Raw genomic sequence first — 18,863 nt, forward strand, 5'->3', positions numbered from 1 at the left:
ACAGCGCTGGAACTCAGCGCTGGCGGGCCTTGAAGCGCGGGTTGGACTTGCAGATCACGAAGACCTTGCCACGACGGCGGACCACCTTGCAGTCGCGGTGACGGGCCTTCGCCGACTTCAGGGAGGACAGGACCTTCATGACGTAAAACCTCGGCGTGGAATGGGATGGAACCTACTAAGCCCGCCATTCTAGCCTGGCTTTCCGAGTCGATTCAAGCAGTTGGCCGGAAATTTCTTCGCATCCGGTCCGGAGGGTGCCGGCGAGGGCGCGCGCGTCGGCGATAATGCGGCGTTTCCCCTGCCGAGCCGCCCCATGATGACAGCCTCCGTTCCCGTTCTCACCATCGATGGTCCGTCCGGGGCGGGCAAGGGCACCGTCAGCCGCCTGGCCGCGACCCGGCTGGGCTGGCACTACCTGGATTCGGGCGCGCTGTACCGGGCGGTCGGCGTGGCGGCCAGCTGGGCCGACCTGGACCTGTCCGACGCCGCCGCGCTGGTGCGCTGCACCTTCGACACTCACGTCAGCTTCCGCGACCAGGACGGCGCAGAGATGCGGGTGCTGGTCAACGGCGTGGACGCCACCGACGAGCTGCGCCTGGAGACCACCGGCACGGTGGCCTCGGCGATCGCCGCGATCCCCGAGGTGCGCTCGGCGCTGAAGGAGCGCCAGCGGGCGTTCCGCACCGCGCCCGGCCTGGTCGCCGACGGCCGCGACATGGGCACGGTCATCTTCCCGGACGCCCCCTACAAGGTGTTCCTGACCGCCAGCGCCGAGGAGCGGGCCGAGCGTCGCTATAAGCAGTTGAAAGACAAGGGGGTTTCAGTCACAATCGACGGTCTGCTGCGCGAGATCCTCGCGCGCGACGCCCGCGATGCCCAGCGCACGGTGGCGCCGCTGCGGCCGGCGCAAGACGCCGTCCTCATCGACACCACCGGCCTGGACATCGAGACCGTCGTGACGCGGGTGCTGGCCCTGTTGCCATCGCCCGCCGCCTGAGTCGATCGCGGCAGACATCAACCCCACCTCGTCCATGTCGGCCGGGGTGGTCATCCAACCAACCAACACACGGCAGCCGACCTTGGTGCCGCAACGGGTGGACAGGGGCGAGGCCGCGCAGGCGGTGAGCACCTGTCCGTGTGTCCAACTGAGTAATCAACAATGACCGAATCATTTGCAGAACTGTTCGAGCAGAGCCAGACCCATCTGGCCAAGCTGAAGCCGGGCGCCATCGTCGTCGGCACCGTGGTCGAGGTGCGCAACGACGTGGTGGTGATCAACGCCGGCCTGAAGTCCGAAGGCATCGTGCCGATCGAACAGTTCCGTAACGACGCCGGCGAGATCGACGTGGGTGTGGGCGACCAGGTGAAGGTCGCGCTCGACTCGCTCGAGAACGGCTTTGGCGAAACCGTCCTGTCGCGCGAGAAGGCCAAGCGCGCCATGGTGTGGGACGAGCTGGAAGAAGCCCTGGAGAAGAACGAGACCATCACCGGCCGCATCAGCGGCAAGGTCAAGGGCGGCTTCACCGTCGACATCAAGGACGTGCGCGCGTTCCTGCCCGGTTCGCTGGTCGATGTGCGCCCCGTGCGCGATCCCGGCTACCTGGAAGGCAAGGAGCTGGAGTTCAAGCTCATCAAGCTGGACCGCAAGCGCAATAACGTGGTCGTTTCCCGCCGCGCCGTCGTCGAGTCCGAGCACTCCGAGGAGCGCGAGGCCCTGATGGACAAGCTGCAGGAAGGCGTGGTGCTGAAGGGTGTGGTCAAGAACCTCACCGACTACGGCGCGTTCGTCGACCTGGGCGGCATCGATGGCCTGCTGCACATCACCGACATGGCCTGGAAGCGCGTGCGCCATCCGTCCGAGGTGGTGGAAGTCGGCCAGGAGCTGGAAGTGCGCGTGCTCAAGTACGACCGCGAGCGCAACCGCGTCAGCCTGGGCCTGAAGCAGCTGGGCGAGGATCCGTGGGACAACATCGCCCGCCGCTATCCGTCCAACAGCCGCGTGTTCGGCAAGGTCTCCAACGTCACCGATTACGGCGCGTTCGTCGAGATCGAGCCGGGCGTGGAAGGCCTGGTGCACGTGTCCGAGATGGACTGGACCAACAAGAACGTCAACCCGTCCAAGGTCGTGCAGGTCGGTGACGAGGTGGAAGTCATGGTCCTGGACGTGGACGAGGAGCGCCGCCGCATCTCGCTGGGCATGAAGCAGGTCGCCGCCAATCCGTGGGAGACCTTCGCGGCCATCCACAAGAAGGGCGACAAGGTGTCCGGTCAGATCAAGTCGATCACCGACTTTGGCATCTTCATCGGCCTGGACGGCGGCATCGACGGCCTGATCCACCTGTCGGACATCAGCTGGAACTCGACCGGCGAGGACATCGCCCGCAACTTCAAGAAGGGCGACACGCTGGACGCCGTGGTGCTGGCCGTCGATCCGGAGCGCGAGCGCATCAGCCTGGGCGTCAAGCAGCTGGAGCAGGATCCGTTTGGTCAGTACATGGCCTCGCATCCGAAGGGCTCCAAGGTCGAAGGCACCGTCAAGGAAGTCGATTCCAAGGGCGCCACGATCGAGCTGGCCGACGGGATCGAGGGCTATGTCTCGGCCCGCGACATCAGCTACGAGCGCGTGGACGATGCCAGCCAGCACCTGAAGGTCGGCGACAAGGTCGAGGCCAAGTTCATCGGTATGGACCGCAAGGGCCGCACGATGCAGCTGTCGATCAAGGCCAAGGACGAGGCGGAAACCGCCGAGGCGCTGGCCGAGTACAACAAGACCGCCGCCGAGGCCGCCACCGGTACCACCAGCCTGGGTGCGCTGCTGCGCGCGCAGCTGGACGGCGGCAAGTCCGAGTAATCCCGCAACACGCTTGAAAACCATGCCGGCCCGGTTCGTCCGGGCCGGCCATGGTCATGCCCAACGCGCACCCCGCAGCCGATGACGAAATCCGAACTGATCGAGATTCTGACCCGCCGACAGCCGCACCTGAAGCCGGACGACGTCGACCTGGCGGTCAAGTCGCTGCTGGAGATGATGGGAAGCGCGCTGACCCGCGGCGAGCGTATCGAGATCCGTGGCTTCGGCAGTTTTTCCCTGCATTACCGTCCGCCGCGCATGGGGCGCAACCCCAAGACCGGCGACGCCGTGGCCCTGCCGGCCAAGCATGTCCCGCATTTCAAGCCGGGCAAGGAGCTGCGCGAACGCGTCAGCACCGTGGCCCCGATCGAAGAAATCGGCAGCGACTAGCGCGCCACTCGCGCCGTAGCGTCGCTTCCGCAACAAGGGCTTACGCCCAGCCTTCCCCAGCTGGCTGCCTCGGCTAAGCTAGGCGCCATTCGCCTCCCGGAGGGATCCCATGAATATCGTTCGCCTGATCATTGCCCTGGTCTGTCTGGCCATCGGGCTCATCATCGGCATCCTCAATACCCAGCCCATCACGCTCAACCTGCTGGTCACGCAGATCTCCACCGGCTCGGGCGCGGCCATCATCGTCTCGCTGCTGGCCGGCGTGTGCATCGGCGCGCTGATCGTGCTGGCCACCGTGGCCTGGCCGCTGTACGCACGCCTGCGCAAGGCCGGTCGCGTCAGCGCCCCTGCCGCGCGTAACGACGCGGTGCCGCCGGGTCCGGGAGTCTGACGCCCGATGGAATTTCTCGACCAGTGGTTCTGGTTCATCCTGTTCGTGCCGCTGGCGGCACTGGTGGGCTGGGTGATCGGCCGTCGTGGCGGCCAGCGCCACAACGTCACCCAGGTCAGCCACCTGTCCAGCACCTACTTCCGCGGCCTGAACTATCTGCTCAACGAGCAAAACGACAAGGCCATCGAGCTGTTCCTGCATGTTGCCGAGCTGGACAAGGAGACCTTCGAGACGCAGGTCGCCCTGGGCCATCTGTTCCGCCGCCGCGGTGAGGTCGATCGCGCCATCCGCCTGCACCAGGGGCTGGTCCAGCGCAACGACCTGACCGACGCCCAGCGCGTGCAGGCCCTGCTGGCGCTGGGCGAGGACTACATGCGCTCGGGCCTGCTCGACCGCGCCGAGACGGTATTCACCGACCTGGCGCGCATCGACCAGCGCGCCCCGCAGGCGCTGCGTCACCTGATCAGCATCTACCAGGCCGAACGCGACTGGGAGAAGGCGATCGACAATGCCACGCGCTATGAGGAAGTCACCGGCGAGCCGATGGGCAAGCTGGTGGCGATGTTCCAGTGCGAGCTGGCCGAGCGCTATCGCACGGCCAACGATGTCGAGGCCGCGCGCGCCGCCGTCGCGCGCGCCTATCAGGCCGACGCCAAGAGCGTGCGCGCCGGTATCCTGGAAGGGCGCCTGGAGGTCGAGGCCGGCCACCCGGAGGCCGCGATCCGCGCCTTCGAGCGCGCCGCGCGTCACGACCCGGACTACCTGCCCGAAATCCTGCCCGGGCTGCTGGCCAGCTACGAGCAGGTGGGCGACGTGCCGGGCGCGCGCGCCTTCCTGTCGGAGATGTGCGAGCACTATCGCGGCATCGCGCCGGTGCTGGCGCTGACCCGGCTGGTCGAGCGCCACGATGGCCTGCACCAGGCGCGCGTCTACCTGGCGCGCCAGCTGAAGGACCGGCCTTCGGTGCGCGGCGAGGCGGCGCTGATCGACCTGACCCTGTCCGAGGGCACCGATGCGGACGCCACCCTGCACGACCTCAAGCACATCACCGACCAGCTGCTGGTGCGCAATCCCAGCTATCGCTGCACGCGCTGCGGCTTCGGCGCGCGTACCCACCACTGGCAATGCCCGAGCTGCAAGGAGTGGGGCACGGTCAAGCCGCTGCTGAACTACGCCGTCGTCTGATGCCGGTCCTGGTCTATGGCGTGGGTCTGACCGCGCTTGCCGCGCTACTGACCTGGTTGACGCGCCTCTACGCGCTGCGGCGTGGGCTGATGGATGCGCCGGGCGAGCGGCGCAGTCATCAGATCGCCACCCCACGCGGCGGCGGGATCGCCATCGTGGCGGTCGTGCTGCTGGGCTGCGTCTGGCAGGCCTGGAACGCGGACGCAGGGCAGGGCACACCCATCGTCTTGTTCGCGGTGGGCTTCGCCCTGGTCGCCGGCATCGGCTGGCTGGACGACCATCGCCCGCTTTCGGCGCGGCTGCGCTTCTCCATCCACCTGATCGCGGCCGCGCTGCTGGCGATCGCGCTGTGGCGGCTGGGGTATGCAATTTGGCTGGTCGTGGCCGGCTTCGTCCTGGCCGCCAGCCTGATCAACATCTGGAATTTCATGGACGGCATCAACGGGCTGGCGGCGAGCCAGGCCGCGATCGCCGCGGCCGGGTTCGCGCTGGTGCTGCCTTCGGGCTGGTCCCTGCTGGCGCTGACGCTGTGCGCAGGCTGTCTAGGTTTTCTCCCGTTCAACTTTCCGCGGGCCCGCATTTTCCTGGGAGATGTCGGCAGCGGCGCCTTGGGATACGCCTTGGCAGCGCTTACAGCGGTGGCAGCCGCGCAGGCTGCATCGCCGATCCTGGTGCTGCTGCCGCTGACCATGTTCAGCGTTGACGCGGGTTTCACCCTTTCACGTCGTGTACTGTCTCGCGAGCCGTGGTGGCAGCCGCATACCACGCACGCCTACCAGCGCACCGCCCGTCGTCTGGGGCATACCAGGGTGACAGCCGCTTGTGCCATCTTCACGCTGACCGCTACGATCATGATGGTGATGTCATGGCACTGGGACGGATGGTCCGCCCTGGTGATCGCAGCAACTTGCTTTGCCTTCGCCTCATGGACTTGGGTGCGGCTGCAGGCCAGGACCGAATTCCAGGGATGAGGACTGCATGAAGAATTGGCGCTCGCGCCTCTCGGTCGCCGTGCCGCGCGTGGCGATCGTGTGCCACGACCTGCTGATGGTGTGGCTGTGCTGGCACGGACTGCATTGGCTGCGCTACGCCATGGTGCCGGGCGCGCCGCCGCTGCCGTGGTGGTCCACCGAAAGCGCCATCGTCCTGATCGCGCAGGGCATCGTGTTCTGGCGCGTCGGCCTGTATCGCGGCCTGTGGCGCTTCGCCAGCGTCCCTGACCTGGCCAACATCTTCAAGGCGGGCCTGATCGGCCTGCTCGCCATAGCCATCTGCCTGGTGATCTACAACCGCATCGACGCGGTCTCGCGCGCGGCGCTGCTGCTGTACCCGTTCGGACTTGTCGGCCTGCTCGGCCTGCCGCGGCTGCTCTATCGGGCCTGGAAGGACCATCAGGTCGCCGACGCGGTCGATGTGCGCGCCAAGCGCGTGCTGATCCTGGGCGCGGGCCGCGCCGCCGAGGCGCTGCTGCGCGACCTGCGCCGTAGTGGCGCCTGGGAGCCGGTCGGCCTGCTGGACGACGACGAGAAGCTGCAGGGCACCAAGCTGCGTGGCGTGCCGGTGCTGGGCAAGTTGGACGATGCCGCCAACATCGCGCGCGAAACCGCCGCGCGCCTGGTGGTGATCGCCATGCCCTCGCTGGACGCCTCGCAGATGCAGCGTGTGGTCGGCATCTGCGAGAACGCCGGGCTGCCGTTCCGCACAGTGCCGCGTCTGGTCGACATCCTGGAAGGCCGCTCGATGCCGGGCGAGCTGAAGGAGGTCGCGATCGACGACCTGCTCGGCCGCAAGCCGGTGACCCCGGACTGGAAGCTGATCCGCGGCTGGCTGGGTGGCCGCACGGTGCTGGTGACCGGCGCCGGTGGTTCGATCGGCTCGGAGCTGTGCCGGCAGTGCGCGCGCCACGGGGCCGCCCGCATCGCGCTGATGGAAATCAGCGAATGGGCGCTGATCCGCTCGCACCAGGCGCTGACCAAGGCCTTCCCCGATCTGGAAGTGATCCCGTTCCTGGGCAACTGCGGCGATCCGGCGGCCATCCGCCGCGCGCTGGCCATCGTCCAGCCCGACGCGGTCTTCCACGCGGCCGCCTACAAGCATGTGCCGCTGCTCGAAGGCCAGCTGCGCGAGGCGATCCGCAACAACGTGCTGGTGACCGAGACCATGGCGCGGGCCTGCCGCGAGGCCAAGGTCGGCACCTTCGTCTTCATTTCCACCGACAAGGCGGTAGACCCGGCCAACGTGCTGGGCGCCAGCAAGCGCCTGGCGGAGATGACCTGCCAGAGCCTGGACGAACGGGGTGGCGGCACGCGTTTCACCACGGTGCGCTTCGGCAACGTGCTGGACTCGGCCGGTTCGGTGGTGCCGCTGTTCCGCGAGCAGATCCGCACCGGCGGCCCGGTCACGGTGACCCACCCGGACGTCACCCGTTACTTCATGACCATCCCCGAGGCCTGCCAGCTGATCGTGCAGGCAGCCGCCAGCGCCGCGCACGCCTCGATCTACACACTGGACATGGGCGAGCCGATCCCGATCCGCATCCTGGCCGAGCAGATGATCCGCCTGGCGGGCAAGCAGCCAGGGCGCGATATCGCCATCACCTATACCGGCCTGCGTCCCGGCGAGAAGCTGCACGAGACGCTGTTCCATGCCGAGGAGCTGTACCGGCCGACCGCGCATTCGAAGATCCTCGAGGCCCGCGCCCGCGACGTCTCGCTCGAGGCTGTCACGCGGGCATTGCAACAGCTGCGTCAAGCTGTCGCCGATTACGATGATGAAACCATGCGCCGCGTGCTGCATGCGGCGATTCCGGAGTTCATCCCGGCGCCGGAGCACGAGGCCATGAACACCGTCGTCCAATTCCCCACTCGAGAGGCCAGGAACCACCGATGACCCAACGTATTCGCAAGGCAGTCTTCCCCGTCGCCGGACTTGGCACGCGCTTTCTGCCGGCCACCAAGACCGTGCCGAAGGAGATGCTGCCGATCATCGACCGGCCGTTGATCCAGTACGCCGTCGATGAGGCGGTCGAGGCCGGTTGCGATACGTTGATCTTCGTCACCAACCGCTACAAGCACGCCATCGGCGATTACTTCGACAAGGCCTACGAGCTCGAGCACCGCCTGGAGCAGTCCGGCAAGCACGAGCTGCTGGAGAAAGTGCGCAAGCCGCTACCCGATGGCGTGCGCGCGATCTTCGTCACCCAGCCCGAGGCGCTGGGCCTGGGCCATGCGGTGCTGTGCGCCAAGCCGATCGTGGGCGAGGAGCCGTTCGCGGTGATGCTGCCGGACGATCTCATCGTCAACCGCAGCGGCGCCGGCGCGCTCAAGCAGATGGCCGATGCCCATGAGGCCACCGGCGCCAGCCAGATCGCGGTGCAGGACGTCGCCCCGGACAAGACCGACAGCTACGGCATCGTCGCCACCGAGGCGTTCAACGACCGCAGCGGCAAGATCACCGCCATGGTGGAGAAGCCCAAGCCGGCCGATGCGCCGAGCAACCTGGGCGTGGTCGGCCGTTACGTGCTCGACGGCAGCATCTTCAAGCTGCTGGAAGCCACCAAGCCGGGCGCCGGCGGCGAGATCCAGCTGACCGATGCGATCGCCACGCTGCTCCAGCAGAAGCCGGTGCATGCGTATCGCTTCAAGGGCACGCGCTTCGACTGCGGCGCGCACATCGGCCTGGTCGAGGCGACCATCAGCTACGCCCTGCACAGCGAGAAGATCGGCGAAGCGGCGGCCAAGGCGATGCGCGAAGCGCTCAAGGAACTGGGTGTGCGCGAGGACTGAGTCCGTTCGCGCGCGGGCTAGCTCCGACCACGAAAAAGGCGGCCATGGGCCGCCTTCTTCGTTTCCAGGCCCGGACGCCTCAGGCGAGGCTCGGGCCGACGATCTCACCGGCGCAACGTTCGCTGCGAACTGATGCCGTGGGAGCCGCCATGGCGGCTCCCACAACAACACCGAACTCCATCACCGCCGCTGATCACTATTGCTGATCTTCCACGCACGGCTGCCACTAGCGCCTACGGCGGTGTGGTCGGACGGGGTGTACCCCAACGCCCAGTCTCAAAGCGCTTCGAAGATGCCCGCCGCGCCCATGCCGGTACCGATGCACATGGTCACCATGCCGTACTTCTGCTGGCGGCGGCGCAGGCCGTGGACGATGGTCGCGGTGCGGATCGCGCCGGTCGCGCCCAGCGGGTGGCCCAGGGCGATGGCGCCGCCCAGCGGATTGACCTTGGACGGGTCGAGCTCGCTGTCGCGGATCACCGCCAGCGACTGCGCGGCGAAAGCCTCGTTGAGCTCGATCCAGTCCAGCTGGTCCTTGGTCAGGCCGGCCTGCTTGAGCGCCTTGGGGATCGCCGCGATCGGGCCGATGCCCATCACTTCCGGGCGTACGCCGGCCACGGAGAAGCTGACGAAGCGCGCCAGCGGGGTCAGCCCGTAGTCCTTGATCGCCTGCTCGGAGGCCAGCAGCACCGCACCGGCGCCGTCGCTCATCTGCGAGGAGTTGCCGGCCGTGACGCTGCCGCCGAACTGGCCGTTGCGGAACACCGGGCGCAGCTTGGCCAGGCCTTCCAGCGAACTGTCCGGGCGCGGACCTTCGTCGTGTTCCACCCGCAGCTTGCGCAGGGCGATGGTGTTGCCGTCGGCGAGATTGGGCTGGTAGGAGTGGATCTCGTACGGGGTGATCTCCGCGGCGAACTCGCCGGCCTGGATCGCGGCGATGGCCTTCTGGTGCGAGGCCAGGGCGAAGGCGTCCTGCTCCTCGCGCGAGACCTTCCATTCCTCGGCCACCTTCTCGGCGGTGATGCCCATGCCGTAGGCGATGGCGACGTGGTCGTCCTTGAACACGGACGGCGACAGGGCGATCTTGTTGCCCATCATCGGCACCATCGACATCGATTCGGTGCCGCCGGCCAGCATCAGGTCGGCATTGCCCAGGCGGATCTGGTCGGCCGCCAGCGCCACGGCCTGCAGGCCGGAGGAGCAGAAGCGGTTGATGGTCTGGCCGGCCACGGTGTTGGGCAGGCCGGCCAGCAGCACGCCGATGCGCGCCACGTTCATGCCTTGCTCGCCCTCGGGCATGGCGCAGCCTATGATGGCGTCGTCGATGCGGCCCAGGTCGATGCCCGGAGCCTGTGCGACCACGGCCTTGAGCACGTGGGCGAGCATGTCGTCGGGACGGGTGTTGCGGAACATGCCCTTGGGCGCCTTGCCGACCGGCGTGCGGGTGGCGGCGACGATGTAGGCGTCCTGGATCTGCTTGGTCATTTGGCTTTCTCCGAGAGCCGGGATTGGGGATTCGGGAGTGGGGATTCGTTGGAGCGGATCCTGGTGTCCGAATGCATCTGCCCGGCGGATGAATTTGTTGGAGGCGAGAGTGGTAGTGGGAAGGAGATCCGCTTTTACGAATCCCCAATCCCAAATCCCCAATCTCAGTTCCTAAGCGGCTTACCCGTCTTGAGCATGTGCCCAATCCGCGCCTGGGTCTTTTCCTGTTGGGCCAGTTCGACGAAGTGGCGACGCTCCAGCCTGAGCAGCCAGTCCTCGTCCACCACCGCGCCACGATCCACTTCGCCGCCGCACAGCACGGTGGCGATGCGGGTGGCGATCTCGTAGTCGTACTCGCTGATGAAGCGGCCTTCCAGCATGTTGACCAGCATCATCTTGAAGGTGGCGATGCCGACGTCGCCGGCGACCTGGATGCGGCGCGCGGGCAGGGGCGGGCGATAGCCGGACTCGGCCAGCGCCGCCGCCTCCTGCTTGGCGATGTACAGCGACTCGTAGGCGTTGAACACGATCTTGTCGGTCGGACGCAGCAGGCCCAGCTCCTGGGCATTGACGGCCGAATTGGAGACCTTGGCCATGGCGATGGTCTCGAAGGTCTTCTTCAGCTCGGCGAACACATCGCCGCCAGGCCCCGCGGCCGCCGAGGCGCGCGCGGCCAGTTCCTTCAGGCCGCCGCCGGCGGGCAGCAGGCCCACGCCGGCCTCGACCAGGCCGATATAGCTCTCCAGACCGGCCACGGTCTTGGCGCTGTGCATCTGGAACTCGCAGCCACCGCCCAGGGCCAGGCCGCGCACGGCGGCCACGACCGGCACCAGCGAATACTTGATGCGCTGACTGGTGGCCTGGAAGTTGGCGACCATCGCCTCGAACTCGGCGATCTTGCCCGCCTGCAGCGCGCCCAGGGCACCGGCCAGATCGGCGCCGGCGGAGAAGGGCTCCTTGGGCTGCCAGATCACCAGGCTCTTGAAGTCGCGCTCGGCGCGGCCGACGGCTTCCTGCAGCCCGTCCAGCACCTGGTCCGAGACGGTGTGCATCTTGGTCTTGAAGCTGACCACGGCCACCTCGTCGCCGTCGTGCCACAGGCGTACGCCGTCGTTCTCGTAGACCGTCTCGCCCTGCGGGTACTGCTCGCCCAGTACCGGATCGGGGAAGCGCTGGCGCTTGTAGACCGGCAGCGCCGAGCGCGGCAGCTTGGCGTCCTTGGCCGGGCTGTAGGAGCCTTCCGCGCCGTGCACGCCGTCGCGGCCGTCGAACACCCAGTTCGGCAGCGGCGCGCTGCTCATGCTCTTGCCGGCGGCGATGTCGTCGGCGATCCACTGCGCCACCTGCTTCCAGCCGGCGGCCTGCCAGGTCTCGAACGGGCCCAGCGACCAGCCGTAGCCCCAGCGGATGGCCAGGTCCACATCGCGCGCAGTCTCGGCGATATCGGCCAGGTGGTAGGCGCTGTAGTGGAACAGGTCGCGGAAGGTCGCCCACAGGAACTGGGCCTGCGGGTGCTGGCTCTCGCGCAGCTTGGCGAACTTCTCGGCCGGGTTCTTGATCTTCAGGATCTCGACCACTTCCGGCGCGGCGCCACGGTCGGCCGTGCGGTAGGCACCTGCGGATCCCTCCGCAGAAGCCTGGCCATCCTTGGCCAGACTCTTCAATTGCTCCAGGTCCAGCACCACGATGTCCTTGCCGACCTTGCGGAAGATGCCCGCGCCGGTCTTCTGGCCCAGCGCGCCCTTGGCGATCAGGGCCTCCAGCCACTTGGGCGACTTGAAGAACGCATGCCACGGGTCGTCGGGCAGGGTGTCGGCCATGGTCTTGATGACATGGGCCATGGTGTCCAGGCCGACCACGTCGGAGGTGCGGTAGGTGGCCGACTTCGGCCGGCCGACCAGCGGACCGGTCAGGCCGTCGACCTCGTCGAAGCCCAGGCCGAATTCCTGGGTGTGGTGGATGGTGGACAGGATCGAGAACACGCCGATGCGGTTGCCGATGAAGTTCGGCGTGTCCTTGGCATAGACCACGCCCTTGCCCAGCGTGGTGACCAGGAAGCTCTCCAGGCCCTCGAGCACCGCCTTGTCGGTGCCCTTGGCCGGGATCAGCTCGGCCAGATGCATGTAGCGCGGCGGGTTGAAGAAGTGCACGCCACAGAAGCGGTGGCGCAGCTGCTCGGGCAGCACCTCGGCCAGCTTGTTGATGCCCAGGCCCGAGGTGTTGGAGGCCAGCACGGCGTGATCGGCCACGTACGGGGCGATCTTGGCGTAGAGGTCCTGCTTCCAGTCCATGCGCTCGGCGATGGCCTCGATGATCAGGTCGCAGCCGCGCAGCAGGCCCAGGTCGCTGCCGTAGTTGGCCGGGGTGATGGCCTCGGCCAGGCCCTTGGCCGCCAGCGGGGCGGGGGAGAGCTTGCCCAGGTTGGCGATGGCCTTGAGCACGATGCCGCTGGCCGGCCCCTCTTTGGCGGGCAGGTCGAACAGGATCGTGTCCACGCCCGCATTGGTCAGGTGGGCCGCGATCTGCGCGCCCATCACGCCGGCGCCGAGCACGGCGGCGCGGCGTACAAGCAGTTTCTCAGACATATTCAACAAACCTTTGTTTTGATTGAAATTACGCTTGGACGCTGCCGGCGCGGAAGCCGGCCTCGGCGAAGCGGATGAGTTCACGGGCGGCCAGTTCACGATGCGCCGCTTCGGTGACGCCGGCGGGACGCTTGATCAGGCCGAAGTCGGCCATGGCATAGGTCAGGGCGCCGGCCAGGAAGTCCAGGCGCCAGTACAGCTCCTGCTTGCTCAGGCCCGGCAGGCAGGCGGCGATGGCCTTGGCGAATTCGCGCAGGACATGGCCGTAGTGGTCGGAGAGGAACTTGCGCAGGTTGTCGTTCTTCTCGGCGTAGGCGCGGGCGATCACGCGCACGAAGGCGCCGCCGCCCTGGCCGTCCTGGGCCATGGCCAGGGCCGGTTCGACGAAGGCGGCCAGGATGGGCTCCAGCTCGCCGGGCCGCTTGAGGGCCTGTTCCAGCTGGCCCAGGCGTGCGGCGGTCATCACGTCCATGCGCCGGCGGAAGACCTCGTTGACCAGGTTCTCCTTGGAGCCGAAGTGATAGTTGACCGCGGCGATGTTGACGTCGGCCCGGGTGGTGACCTGGCGCAGGGAGGTGCCGGCGAAGCCATGCAGGGCGAACAGCTCCTCGGCGGCGCCGAGAATGCGGTCCTTGGTCGAGAACTGGGTGCCGGTGACCATGCGAACGGGGGCTCTGAATCAAACGCTTGTTTGAGTTTGCGCCGAGCCCGATCCCGATGTCATGTTGCACTGCGTCAAAGCTGCCCGCTGACAGATGCAAGTGGCATTGCAATCCGTTAGAATTGCCGCAGAAATCAAATTCAAGCCCGCGTTTCCACGCGGGTTTTTTCTTAAGCCAACTTGGGTCGACCCTGGCCCCGAACTTCGGAGAACTCTCATGGCGCTGGAGCGCACCCTGTCCATCATCAAGCCCGACGCCGTCGCCAAGAACGTCATCGGCGAGATCTACGCCCGTTTCGAGAAGGCCGGCCTGAAGATCGTGGCCGCCAAGTACAAGCAGCTGTCGCGCCGCGAGGCCGAGGGCTTCTACGCCGTGCACAAGGACCGCCCGTTCTTCAACGCGCTGGTCGAGTTCATGATCTCCGGCCCGGTGATGATCCAGGCGCTGGAAGGCGAGAACGCCGTGGCCGCGCACCGCGAGCTGCTGGGCGCCACCAATCCGAAGGACGCCGCGCCGGGCACCATCCGCGCCGACTTCGCCGACTCGATCGACGCCAACGCCGCCCACGGTTCGGACTCGCTGGAGAACGCGGCGATCGAAGTGGCGTACTGGTTCGCCGCCACCGAAGTGGTCTCGCGCTGAGCCTTCGATGAGCCAGATCGCGCCGATTCCCAGCGTGACCACCACCGGCGAGCCGCTCGCCGGTGCGCCGGCGCGCAAGCAGAATCTGCTCGACCTGGACCGGGCCGGCCTGGAGCGCTTCTTCGAGGAGACCCTCGGCGAGAAGCGCTACCGCGCCCACCAGGTGATGAAGTGGATCCATCACCGCTACGTCACCGACTTCGACGGCATGACCGACCTGGGCAAGCCGCTGCGCGCCAAGCTGCAGCAGCACGCCGAGGTGGTGGTGCCGAACGTGGTGTTCGACAAGCCCTCCGCCGACGGCACGCACAAGTGGCTGCTGTCGATGGGCGCCGATGGCAAGAACGCCATCGAGACGGTCTACATCCCGGACAAGACCCGCGGCACGCTGTGCGTGTCCTCGCAGGTCGGTTGCGCGCTGAACTGCCAGTTCTGCTCGACCGCCACGCAGGGCTTCAACCGCAACCTGTCCACGGCCGAGATCATCGGCCAGGTCTGGGTGGCCGCGCGCCACCTGGGCAACGTGCCGGCGCAGATCCGCCGCCTCACCAACGTGGTGATGATGGGCATGGGCGAGCCGCTGGCCAATTTCGACAACGTCGTGCGTGCCATGAGCATCATGCGCGACGACCTGGGCTACGGCCTGGCCAGCAAGCGCGTGACGCTGTCCACCGCCGGCATGGTGCCGATGATCGACCGCCTCTCCACCGAGAGCGACGTGTCGCTGGCGGTCTCCCTGCATGCGGCGCAGGACGAGCTGCGCAGCCAGCTGGTGCCGCTCAACAAGAAGTACCCGGTCGAGCAGCTGATGGCCGCCTGTGCCCGCTATCTCAAGGCCAGCCCCAAGCGCGACTCGATCACCTTCGAGTACACCCTGATGAAGGGCGTCAATGACCAGCCCGAGCACGCCCGTTCGCTGGCGCGGCTGATGCGCCAGTTCGGCAACCAGATGCAGTCGCGTGAAGCGGGCAAGGTCAATCTGATCCCGTTCAATCCCTTCCCGGGCACGCGCTACGAGCGCTCGGACGAGGCGCAGATCCGCGCGTTCCAGAAGATCCTGCTCGATGCGCAGGTGCTGACGATGGTGCGCCGCACCCGCGGCGACGACATCGATGCGGCCTGCGGCCAGCTCAAGGGGCAGGTCATGGACCGCACCCGGCGCCAGGCCGAGTTCAACCGCCAGCTGCGCGAGCAGGGCCTGGGCGATGCGGCCGCATAACCTCCTGCTCGCCGGGCTGCTCGTGGCCGTGGCCGCGACCGGCTGCTCGCGGCTGACCTTCGTGCGGCCCAAGGGCGGGGTCAAGCCGGTGCAGACGCCGGCCAGCGACTACCACGTTAGCGACGACAAGGCCACGCGCAAGCGGATCGAGGAGAGCGAATCGCTGGGCATGGCCGAGCAGCGCCTGCGCGTGGGCGACCTGGACACCGCCGAGCGCGAGTCGAACAAGGTGCTGCGCGCCAACCCGAAGTCCGCCGCGGCCCATACCATCCTGGCCATCGTCGACGGCGCGCGCGGCGACACCAAGGGCGCCGGCGAGCACTACCGTCAGGCGGCCGAACTGGCGCCGCAGGACGGCGGCATGATGAACAACTACGGCGCCTGGCTGTGCGCCAACGGCTATCCGGCCGAGGCGCTGGTCTGGTTCGACCGCGCCATCGCCGCGCCGGGCTATCCGACCCCGGCCGCGGCCCTGGCCAACGCCGGCGGCTGTGCCCTGCAGACCGGCCAGTACGAGCGGGTCGAGCGCGACCTGCGCAAGGCGCTGGCGCTGGACCCGAACAATGCCTATGCGCTGCTGTCGATGGCGCGCAACGAACACCGTATCGGCCACGACATGGACGCGCGCGCCTTCATCGAGCGGCGCATCGCGGCTGCACCCGTTGACGCAAGCGTGTTACAACTTGCGGCTGACATTGAGAACAGGCTTGGCGACAAGGCTGCCGCCGAGAGATATCGACAGCGTCTGCGGGCGGAGTTCCCACAAGCCGCTGCGGCAAGTCCCGGGGATAGTGCAAGACCATGATGGATCGCAACACGACCCAACCCGCATCCGGCGAAGCGCAGCAGGCGCAGATCGCCTCGCTGCTGCGCCAGGCGCGCGAGCAGCAGGGCATGACCGTCGCCCAGGCGGGCACCAGGCTCAAGGTGCCGGCCAGGGTGGTCGAGATTCTCGAATCCGGCCAGTGGGAGGCGCTGGGCGCCCCGGTCTTCGTCCGCGGCCACGTGCGCAGCTACGCCCGCGCCCTGGGCGTGGACATCGGCGCCTACCTGGACCAGTCGCTGCTGCAGGCCGTGCGCCCGGTGGAGCTGGTCAGCCGCACCCACACCCCGCGCTATCAGCGCGTGCTGGAGTCCACCGCGCGCCGCGCGGTGTATGTGGTGATCACGGTGTGCTTCTTCGCCGTGCCGTTCTGGCTGGTGGTCTCCAACAATTCTGGCAAGCCGGCACTGAAGACCGCCTCGCTGGACGAAGTGCCCAAGGCGATGGCGCCGCTGGCGCCCTCCAACGTCACCGCCGCCGCGCCCGTGGCCGCCCCGGCGCCCGCGCCGCAGGTCGAGCCGGACAACGCCCCGATCACCGCCTCGATGGCACCGCGCCTGACCCGTGAGACCCCGCCGGCCGCCGCCGCGCTGACGCTCACCTTCAGCGGCGACAGCTGGGTCGACGTGCAGGGCCCCGATGGCCAGAGTCTGGAGCGCGGCCTGCTCAAGGCCGGCCAGACGCGCAGCTTCCAGGCCGGGCAGGTGGCCCGGGTCAAACTGGGCAATGCGAACGCGGTTCAGGTTCAGCGAGCCGGGAGTACGGTGGACCTGACGCCGTATCAGCGGGCCAACGTGGCACGCTTTGCGGTATCCTCCGACGGATCACTCGCGCCGGTTCAGGACTGACCCGCGAGGGTCCACCTGTCGCAATTAGATGACCCCGCGCAATGGCGGGGCGAGAGTACGCATGGCAATCGATGACCTGCTGGACGAGCACGAGCAGAGTGAGCGCGTCCGCAATTGGCTCAAGAACAACGGCGCCGGGATTATCGGCGGTATCGCGCTGGGGCTGGCGCTGATCTTCGGATGGAAGTGGTACGGCCAGCACCGCGAGCAGCAGTCGCAGGCCGGCTATGCCAGCTACGCCGAGGCGGTCAAGGCCATCGGCGGCGCCGATCTGAAGGCCGCGCAGGACAAGGTCGCCGCGCTGCAGAAGCACGACGCCGATTCGATCTACACCGAGCTGGCGCTGCTGCAGCTGGCCCAGGCGCAGGTCAAGGCCAAGCAGAACGACGCCGCGCTGGCGACGCTCAAGGCGGTCAAGGCCGATTCGCCGGTCAAGCCGTACGCCGACCTGCACGCCGCGCGCCTGCTCAATGCCGCGGGCAAGCAGGACGAGGCGATCAAGCTGCTGGCCTCCTACGACAGCGCCTCGGCGCTGGAAGTGCGCGGCGATGCGCTGTTCCTGGCGGGCAAGCGCGACCAGGCCCGCGAGACCTATCTGAAAGCCTTGACCAGCCTGGACGTGGCCTCGCCGCAGCGCCAGATGGTCGAAATCAAGCTCACCAACGCCGGCGGCACGCCGCCCGGGTCCGCGGAGTCGATCTGATGAAAGTGGTTGTGAACATGAAGCGTGCGGCCGCCGTGGTCGCGCTGGTGGCGGTCCTGTCCGGTTGCAGCACGGTCAAGGGCTGGTTCACCGACGACAAGAAGGCCGCCGAGAAGGCCGCCACCGAGCCGGTCAAGCTGGAGAAGTTCGAGCCCAGCATCCAGATCGACAAGCTCTGGTCCACCAGCGTGGGCAAGGGCGAGAAGCTGCTCGGCGTGCGCGAGGGCCCGGCCGTGGCCGACGGCCACGTCTACGCCGCGGCGATCGAGGGCGGGGTCAAGGCGCTGGATCTGCAGACCGGCAAGGAGCTGTGGCACCACAAGATGAAGGACGAGCGCGTCTCGGCCGTCGGCGCCGGCGACGGGCTGGTGGTGGTCGGCACGCTGTCGGGCAAGCTCTTCGCGCTGGACCCGGCCACGGGCGAGGAGAAGTGGACCGCCAAAGCCAGCAACGAGATCATCGCCCCGCCGACCATCGGCCAGGGCAACGTGCTGGTGCACGCCAACGACGGCCAGGTGCTGTGCTTCCAGGTGACCGACGGCGTGCGCCGCTGGTTCTGGAACCGCGAGCAGCCGGCGCTGACCGTGCGCGGCAACGGCCCGGTCACGCTGGGCCCGGGCCTGGTGTTCGTGGGCAACGACGACGGCACCATGACCGCGCTGGCGCTCAACGACGGCCATGCGCTGTGGGACCAGACCGTGGGCCAGCCCGAGGGCCGCACCGAGCTGGACCGCATGGCCGACGTGGACGGGCCGCCGGTGATCGACGGCACCACGCTCTACGCCTCCAGCTACAAGAACGCGACCCTGGCCATCGACGGTCCCAGCGGCCGCCCGATGTGGAGCCGCGACAAGGGCGGCGTCGCCGGCCTCGGCCTGGCCCCGTCCAGCGTCGTGCTGTCGGACAAGGGCGGCGTGGTGTGGGCCCTGGACAAGACCAGCGGCGGTTCGCTGTGGTCCAACCAGAAGCTGCTGCGCCGCGCGCTGACCGCGCCGGCGGTGCAGGGCGACTACGCGGTGGTCGGCGATTACGACGGCTACGTGCACTGGCTGCGCCTGGACAACGGCGAGCTGGCCGCGCGCGAACGCGCGGGCGGCGACCCGATCCGCGCCACCCCGGTGGTCGCCGATGGCGTGCTGCTGGTCCAGAACATCGACGGCAAGCTGACCGCGTTCCGCATCAAGTAAGCCTTCCACGCAAGACCCACGGGGAGCCGGAACATGCGTCCGGCTCCCCGTTTTCGTATCCTGTGCCGCCTTCGCCGCGTGCCCATGGCCGCGCCGCCGGGTCCGCG

The 18,863-nt window shown here is 67.9% G+C and carries 18 protein-coding genes; 14 read left to right on the forward strand and 4 right to left on the reverse strand.

All coding sequences use genetic code 11. The features are described 5' to 3' along the window. Positions 1-13: 13 nt before the first annotated feature. Positions 14-139, reverse strand: coding sequence for a type B 50S ribosomal protein L36 (ykgO, locus tag WFQ05_RS01895; RefSeq protein ID WP_010342887.1), 126 nt, complete (start codon positions 137-139; stop codon positions 14-16). A gap of 177 nt (positions 140-316) precedes the next feature. Between ykgO and cmk the strand changes: the two genes are divergently transcribed. The 8 genes from cmk (at position 317) to galU (ending at position 8,602) form a co-directional block, all read left to right on the forward strand. Next, positions 317-997: a (d)CMP kinase gene (gene cmk / locus WFQ05_RS01900; RefSeq protein WP_337052742.1), complete on the forward strand. Its 681-nt coding sequence runs from the start codon at positions 317-319 to the stop codon at positions 995-997. A 162-nt stretch (positions 998-1,159) separates the two neighbouring features. Further along, positions 1,160-2,851: a 30S ribosomal protein S1 gene (gene rpsA / locus WFQ05_RS01905; protein WP_131659981.1), complete on the forward strand. Its 1,692-nt coding sequence runs from the start codon at positions 1,160-1,162 to the stop codon at positions 2,849-2,851. Positions 2,852-2,932: 81 nt separating this feature from the next. Then, on the forward strand, positions 2,933-3,241 hold the full coding sequence (locus WFQ05_RS01910) for an integration host factor subunit beta (RefSeq protein WP_130518672.1): 309 nt from the start codon (positions 2,933-2,935) through the stop codon (positions 3,239-3,241). Between the two features lie 109 nt (positions 3,242-3,350). Further along, positions 3,351-3,632, forward strand: coding sequence for a LapA family protein (locus WFQ05_RS01915; protein ID WP_337052400.1), 282 nt, complete (start codon positions 3,351-3,353; stop codon positions 3,630-3,632). A 6-nt stretch (positions 3,633-3,638) separates the two neighbouring features. Next, complete coding sequence (gene lapB / locus WFQ05_RS01920) at positions 3,639-4,817, forward strand: lipopolysaccharide assembly protein LapB (protein ID WP_130518668.1); 1,179 nt, start codon at positions 3,639-3,641, stop codon at positions 4,815-4,817. Then, complete coding sequence (locus WFQ05_RS01925; protein ID WP_337052401.1) at positions 4,817-5,788, forward strand: glycosyltransferase family 4 protein; 972 nt, start codon at positions 4,817-4,819, stop codon at positions 5,786-5,788. The genes lapB and WFQ05_RS01925 overlap by 1 nt, the downstream gene beginning before the upstream one ends. Positions 5,789-5,795: 7 nt before the next feature. Further along, on the forward strand, positions 5,796-7,706 hold the full coding sequence (locus tag WFQ05_RS01930; RefSeq protein WP_130522451.1) for a nucleoside-diphosphate sugar epimerase/dehydratase: 1,911 nt from the start codon (positions 5,796-5,798) through the stop codon (positions 7,704-7,706). Beyond that, a complete protein-coding gene (galU, locus tag WFQ05_RS01935; protein ID WP_130518664.1) occupies positions 7,703-8,602 on the forward strand; it encodes a UTP--glucose-1-phosphate uridylyltransferase GalU in 900 nt (299 codons plus the stop codon). Before WFQ05_RS01930 ends, galU begins: the two co-directional genes overlap by 4 nt. Positions 8,603-8,878: 276 nt before the next feature. On the opposite strand, the gene WFQ05_RS01940 is transcribed toward galU, so the two are convergent. From WFQ05_RS01940 to WFQ05_RS01950, 3 genes are all read right to left on the reverse strand, one after another. Next, complete coding sequence (locus WFQ05_RS01940) at positions 8,879-10,087, reverse strand: acetyl-CoA C-acyltransferase (protein ID WP_337052402.1); 1,209 nt, start codon at positions 10,085-10,087, stop codon at positions 8,879-8,881. 164 nt (positions 10,088-10,251) lie between these two features. After that, complete coding sequence (locus WFQ05_RS01945; RefSeq protein WP_337052403.1) at positions 10,252-12,672, reverse strand: 3-hydroxyacyl-CoA dehydrogenase/enoyl-CoA hydratase family protein; 2,421 nt, start codon at positions 12,670-12,672, stop codon at positions 10,252-10,254. 28 nt (positions 12,673-12,700) lie between these two features. Continuing rightward, positions 12,701-13,333 carry a TetR family transcriptional regulator gene (locus WFQ05_RS01950; RefSeq protein ID WP_130518658.1) on the reverse strand — a complete coding sequence of 211 codons (633 nt, stop codon included), beginning with the start codon at positions 13,331-13,333 and terminating at the stop codon, positions 12,701-12,703. Between the two features lie 217 nt (positions 13,334-13,550). Here WFQ05_RS01950 and ndk point away from each other — a divergent pair, with 217 nt between their 5' ends. The 6 genes from ndk (at position 13,551) to bamB (ending at position 18,756) form a co-directional block, all read left to right on the forward strand. Continuing rightward, entirely contained in the window at positions 13,551-13,976 is a 426-nt protein-coding gene (ndk, locus tag WFQ05_RS01955) for a nucleoside-diphosphate kinase (RefSeq protein WP_130518656.1), read from the forward strand. 7 nt (positions 13,977-13,983) lie between these two features. After that, on the forward strand, positions 13,984-15,195 hold the full coding sequence (rlmN, locus tag WFQ05_RS01960; RefSeq protein ID WP_130518654.1) for a 23S rRNA (adenine(2503)-C(2))-methyltransferase RlmN: 1,212 nt from the start codon (positions 13,984-13,986) through the stop codon (positions 15,193-15,195). Next, complete coding sequence (gene pilW, locus WFQ05_RS01965) at positions 15,182-16,000, forward strand: type IV pilus biogenesis/stability protein PilW (RefSeq protein ID WP_130531312.1); 819 nt, start codon at positions 15,182-15,184, stop codon at positions 15,998-16,000. The genes rlmN and pilW overlap by 14 nt, the downstream gene beginning before the upstream one ends. After that, positions 16,000-16,866, forward strand: coding sequence for a RodZ domain-containing protein (locus WFQ05_RS01970; protein ID WP_337052404.1), 867 nt, complete (start codon positions 16,000-16,002; stop codon positions 16,864-16,866). Before pilW ends, WFQ05_RS01970 begins: the two co-directional genes overlap by 1 nt. Before the next feature lie 61 nt (positions 16,867-16,927). Continuing rightward, positions 16,928-17,569 (forward strand): tetratricopeptide repeat protein, encoded by a 642-nt coding sequence (locus WFQ05_RS01975; protein WP_337052405.1) that lies wholly within the window; start codon positions 16,928-16,930, stop codon positions 17,567-17,569. Next, positions 17,569-18,756: an outer membrane protein assembly factor BamB gene (gene bamB / locus WFQ05_RS01980; protein ID WP_130522458.1), complete on the forward strand. Its 1,188-nt coding sequence runs from the start codon at positions 17,569-17,571 to the stop codon at positions 18,754-18,756. The genes WFQ05_RS01975 and bamB overlap by 1 nt, the downstream gene beginning before the upstream one ends. Positions 18,757-18,863 lie beyond the last annotated feature (107 nt).

It is taken from the genome of Pseudoxanthomonas sp. USHLN014 (assembly GCF_037153335.1).
Classification (GTDB): Bacteria; Pseudomonadota; Gammaproteobacteria; order Xanthomonadales; family Xanthomonadaceae; genus Pseudoxanthomonas_A; species Pseudoxanthomonas_A winnipegensis.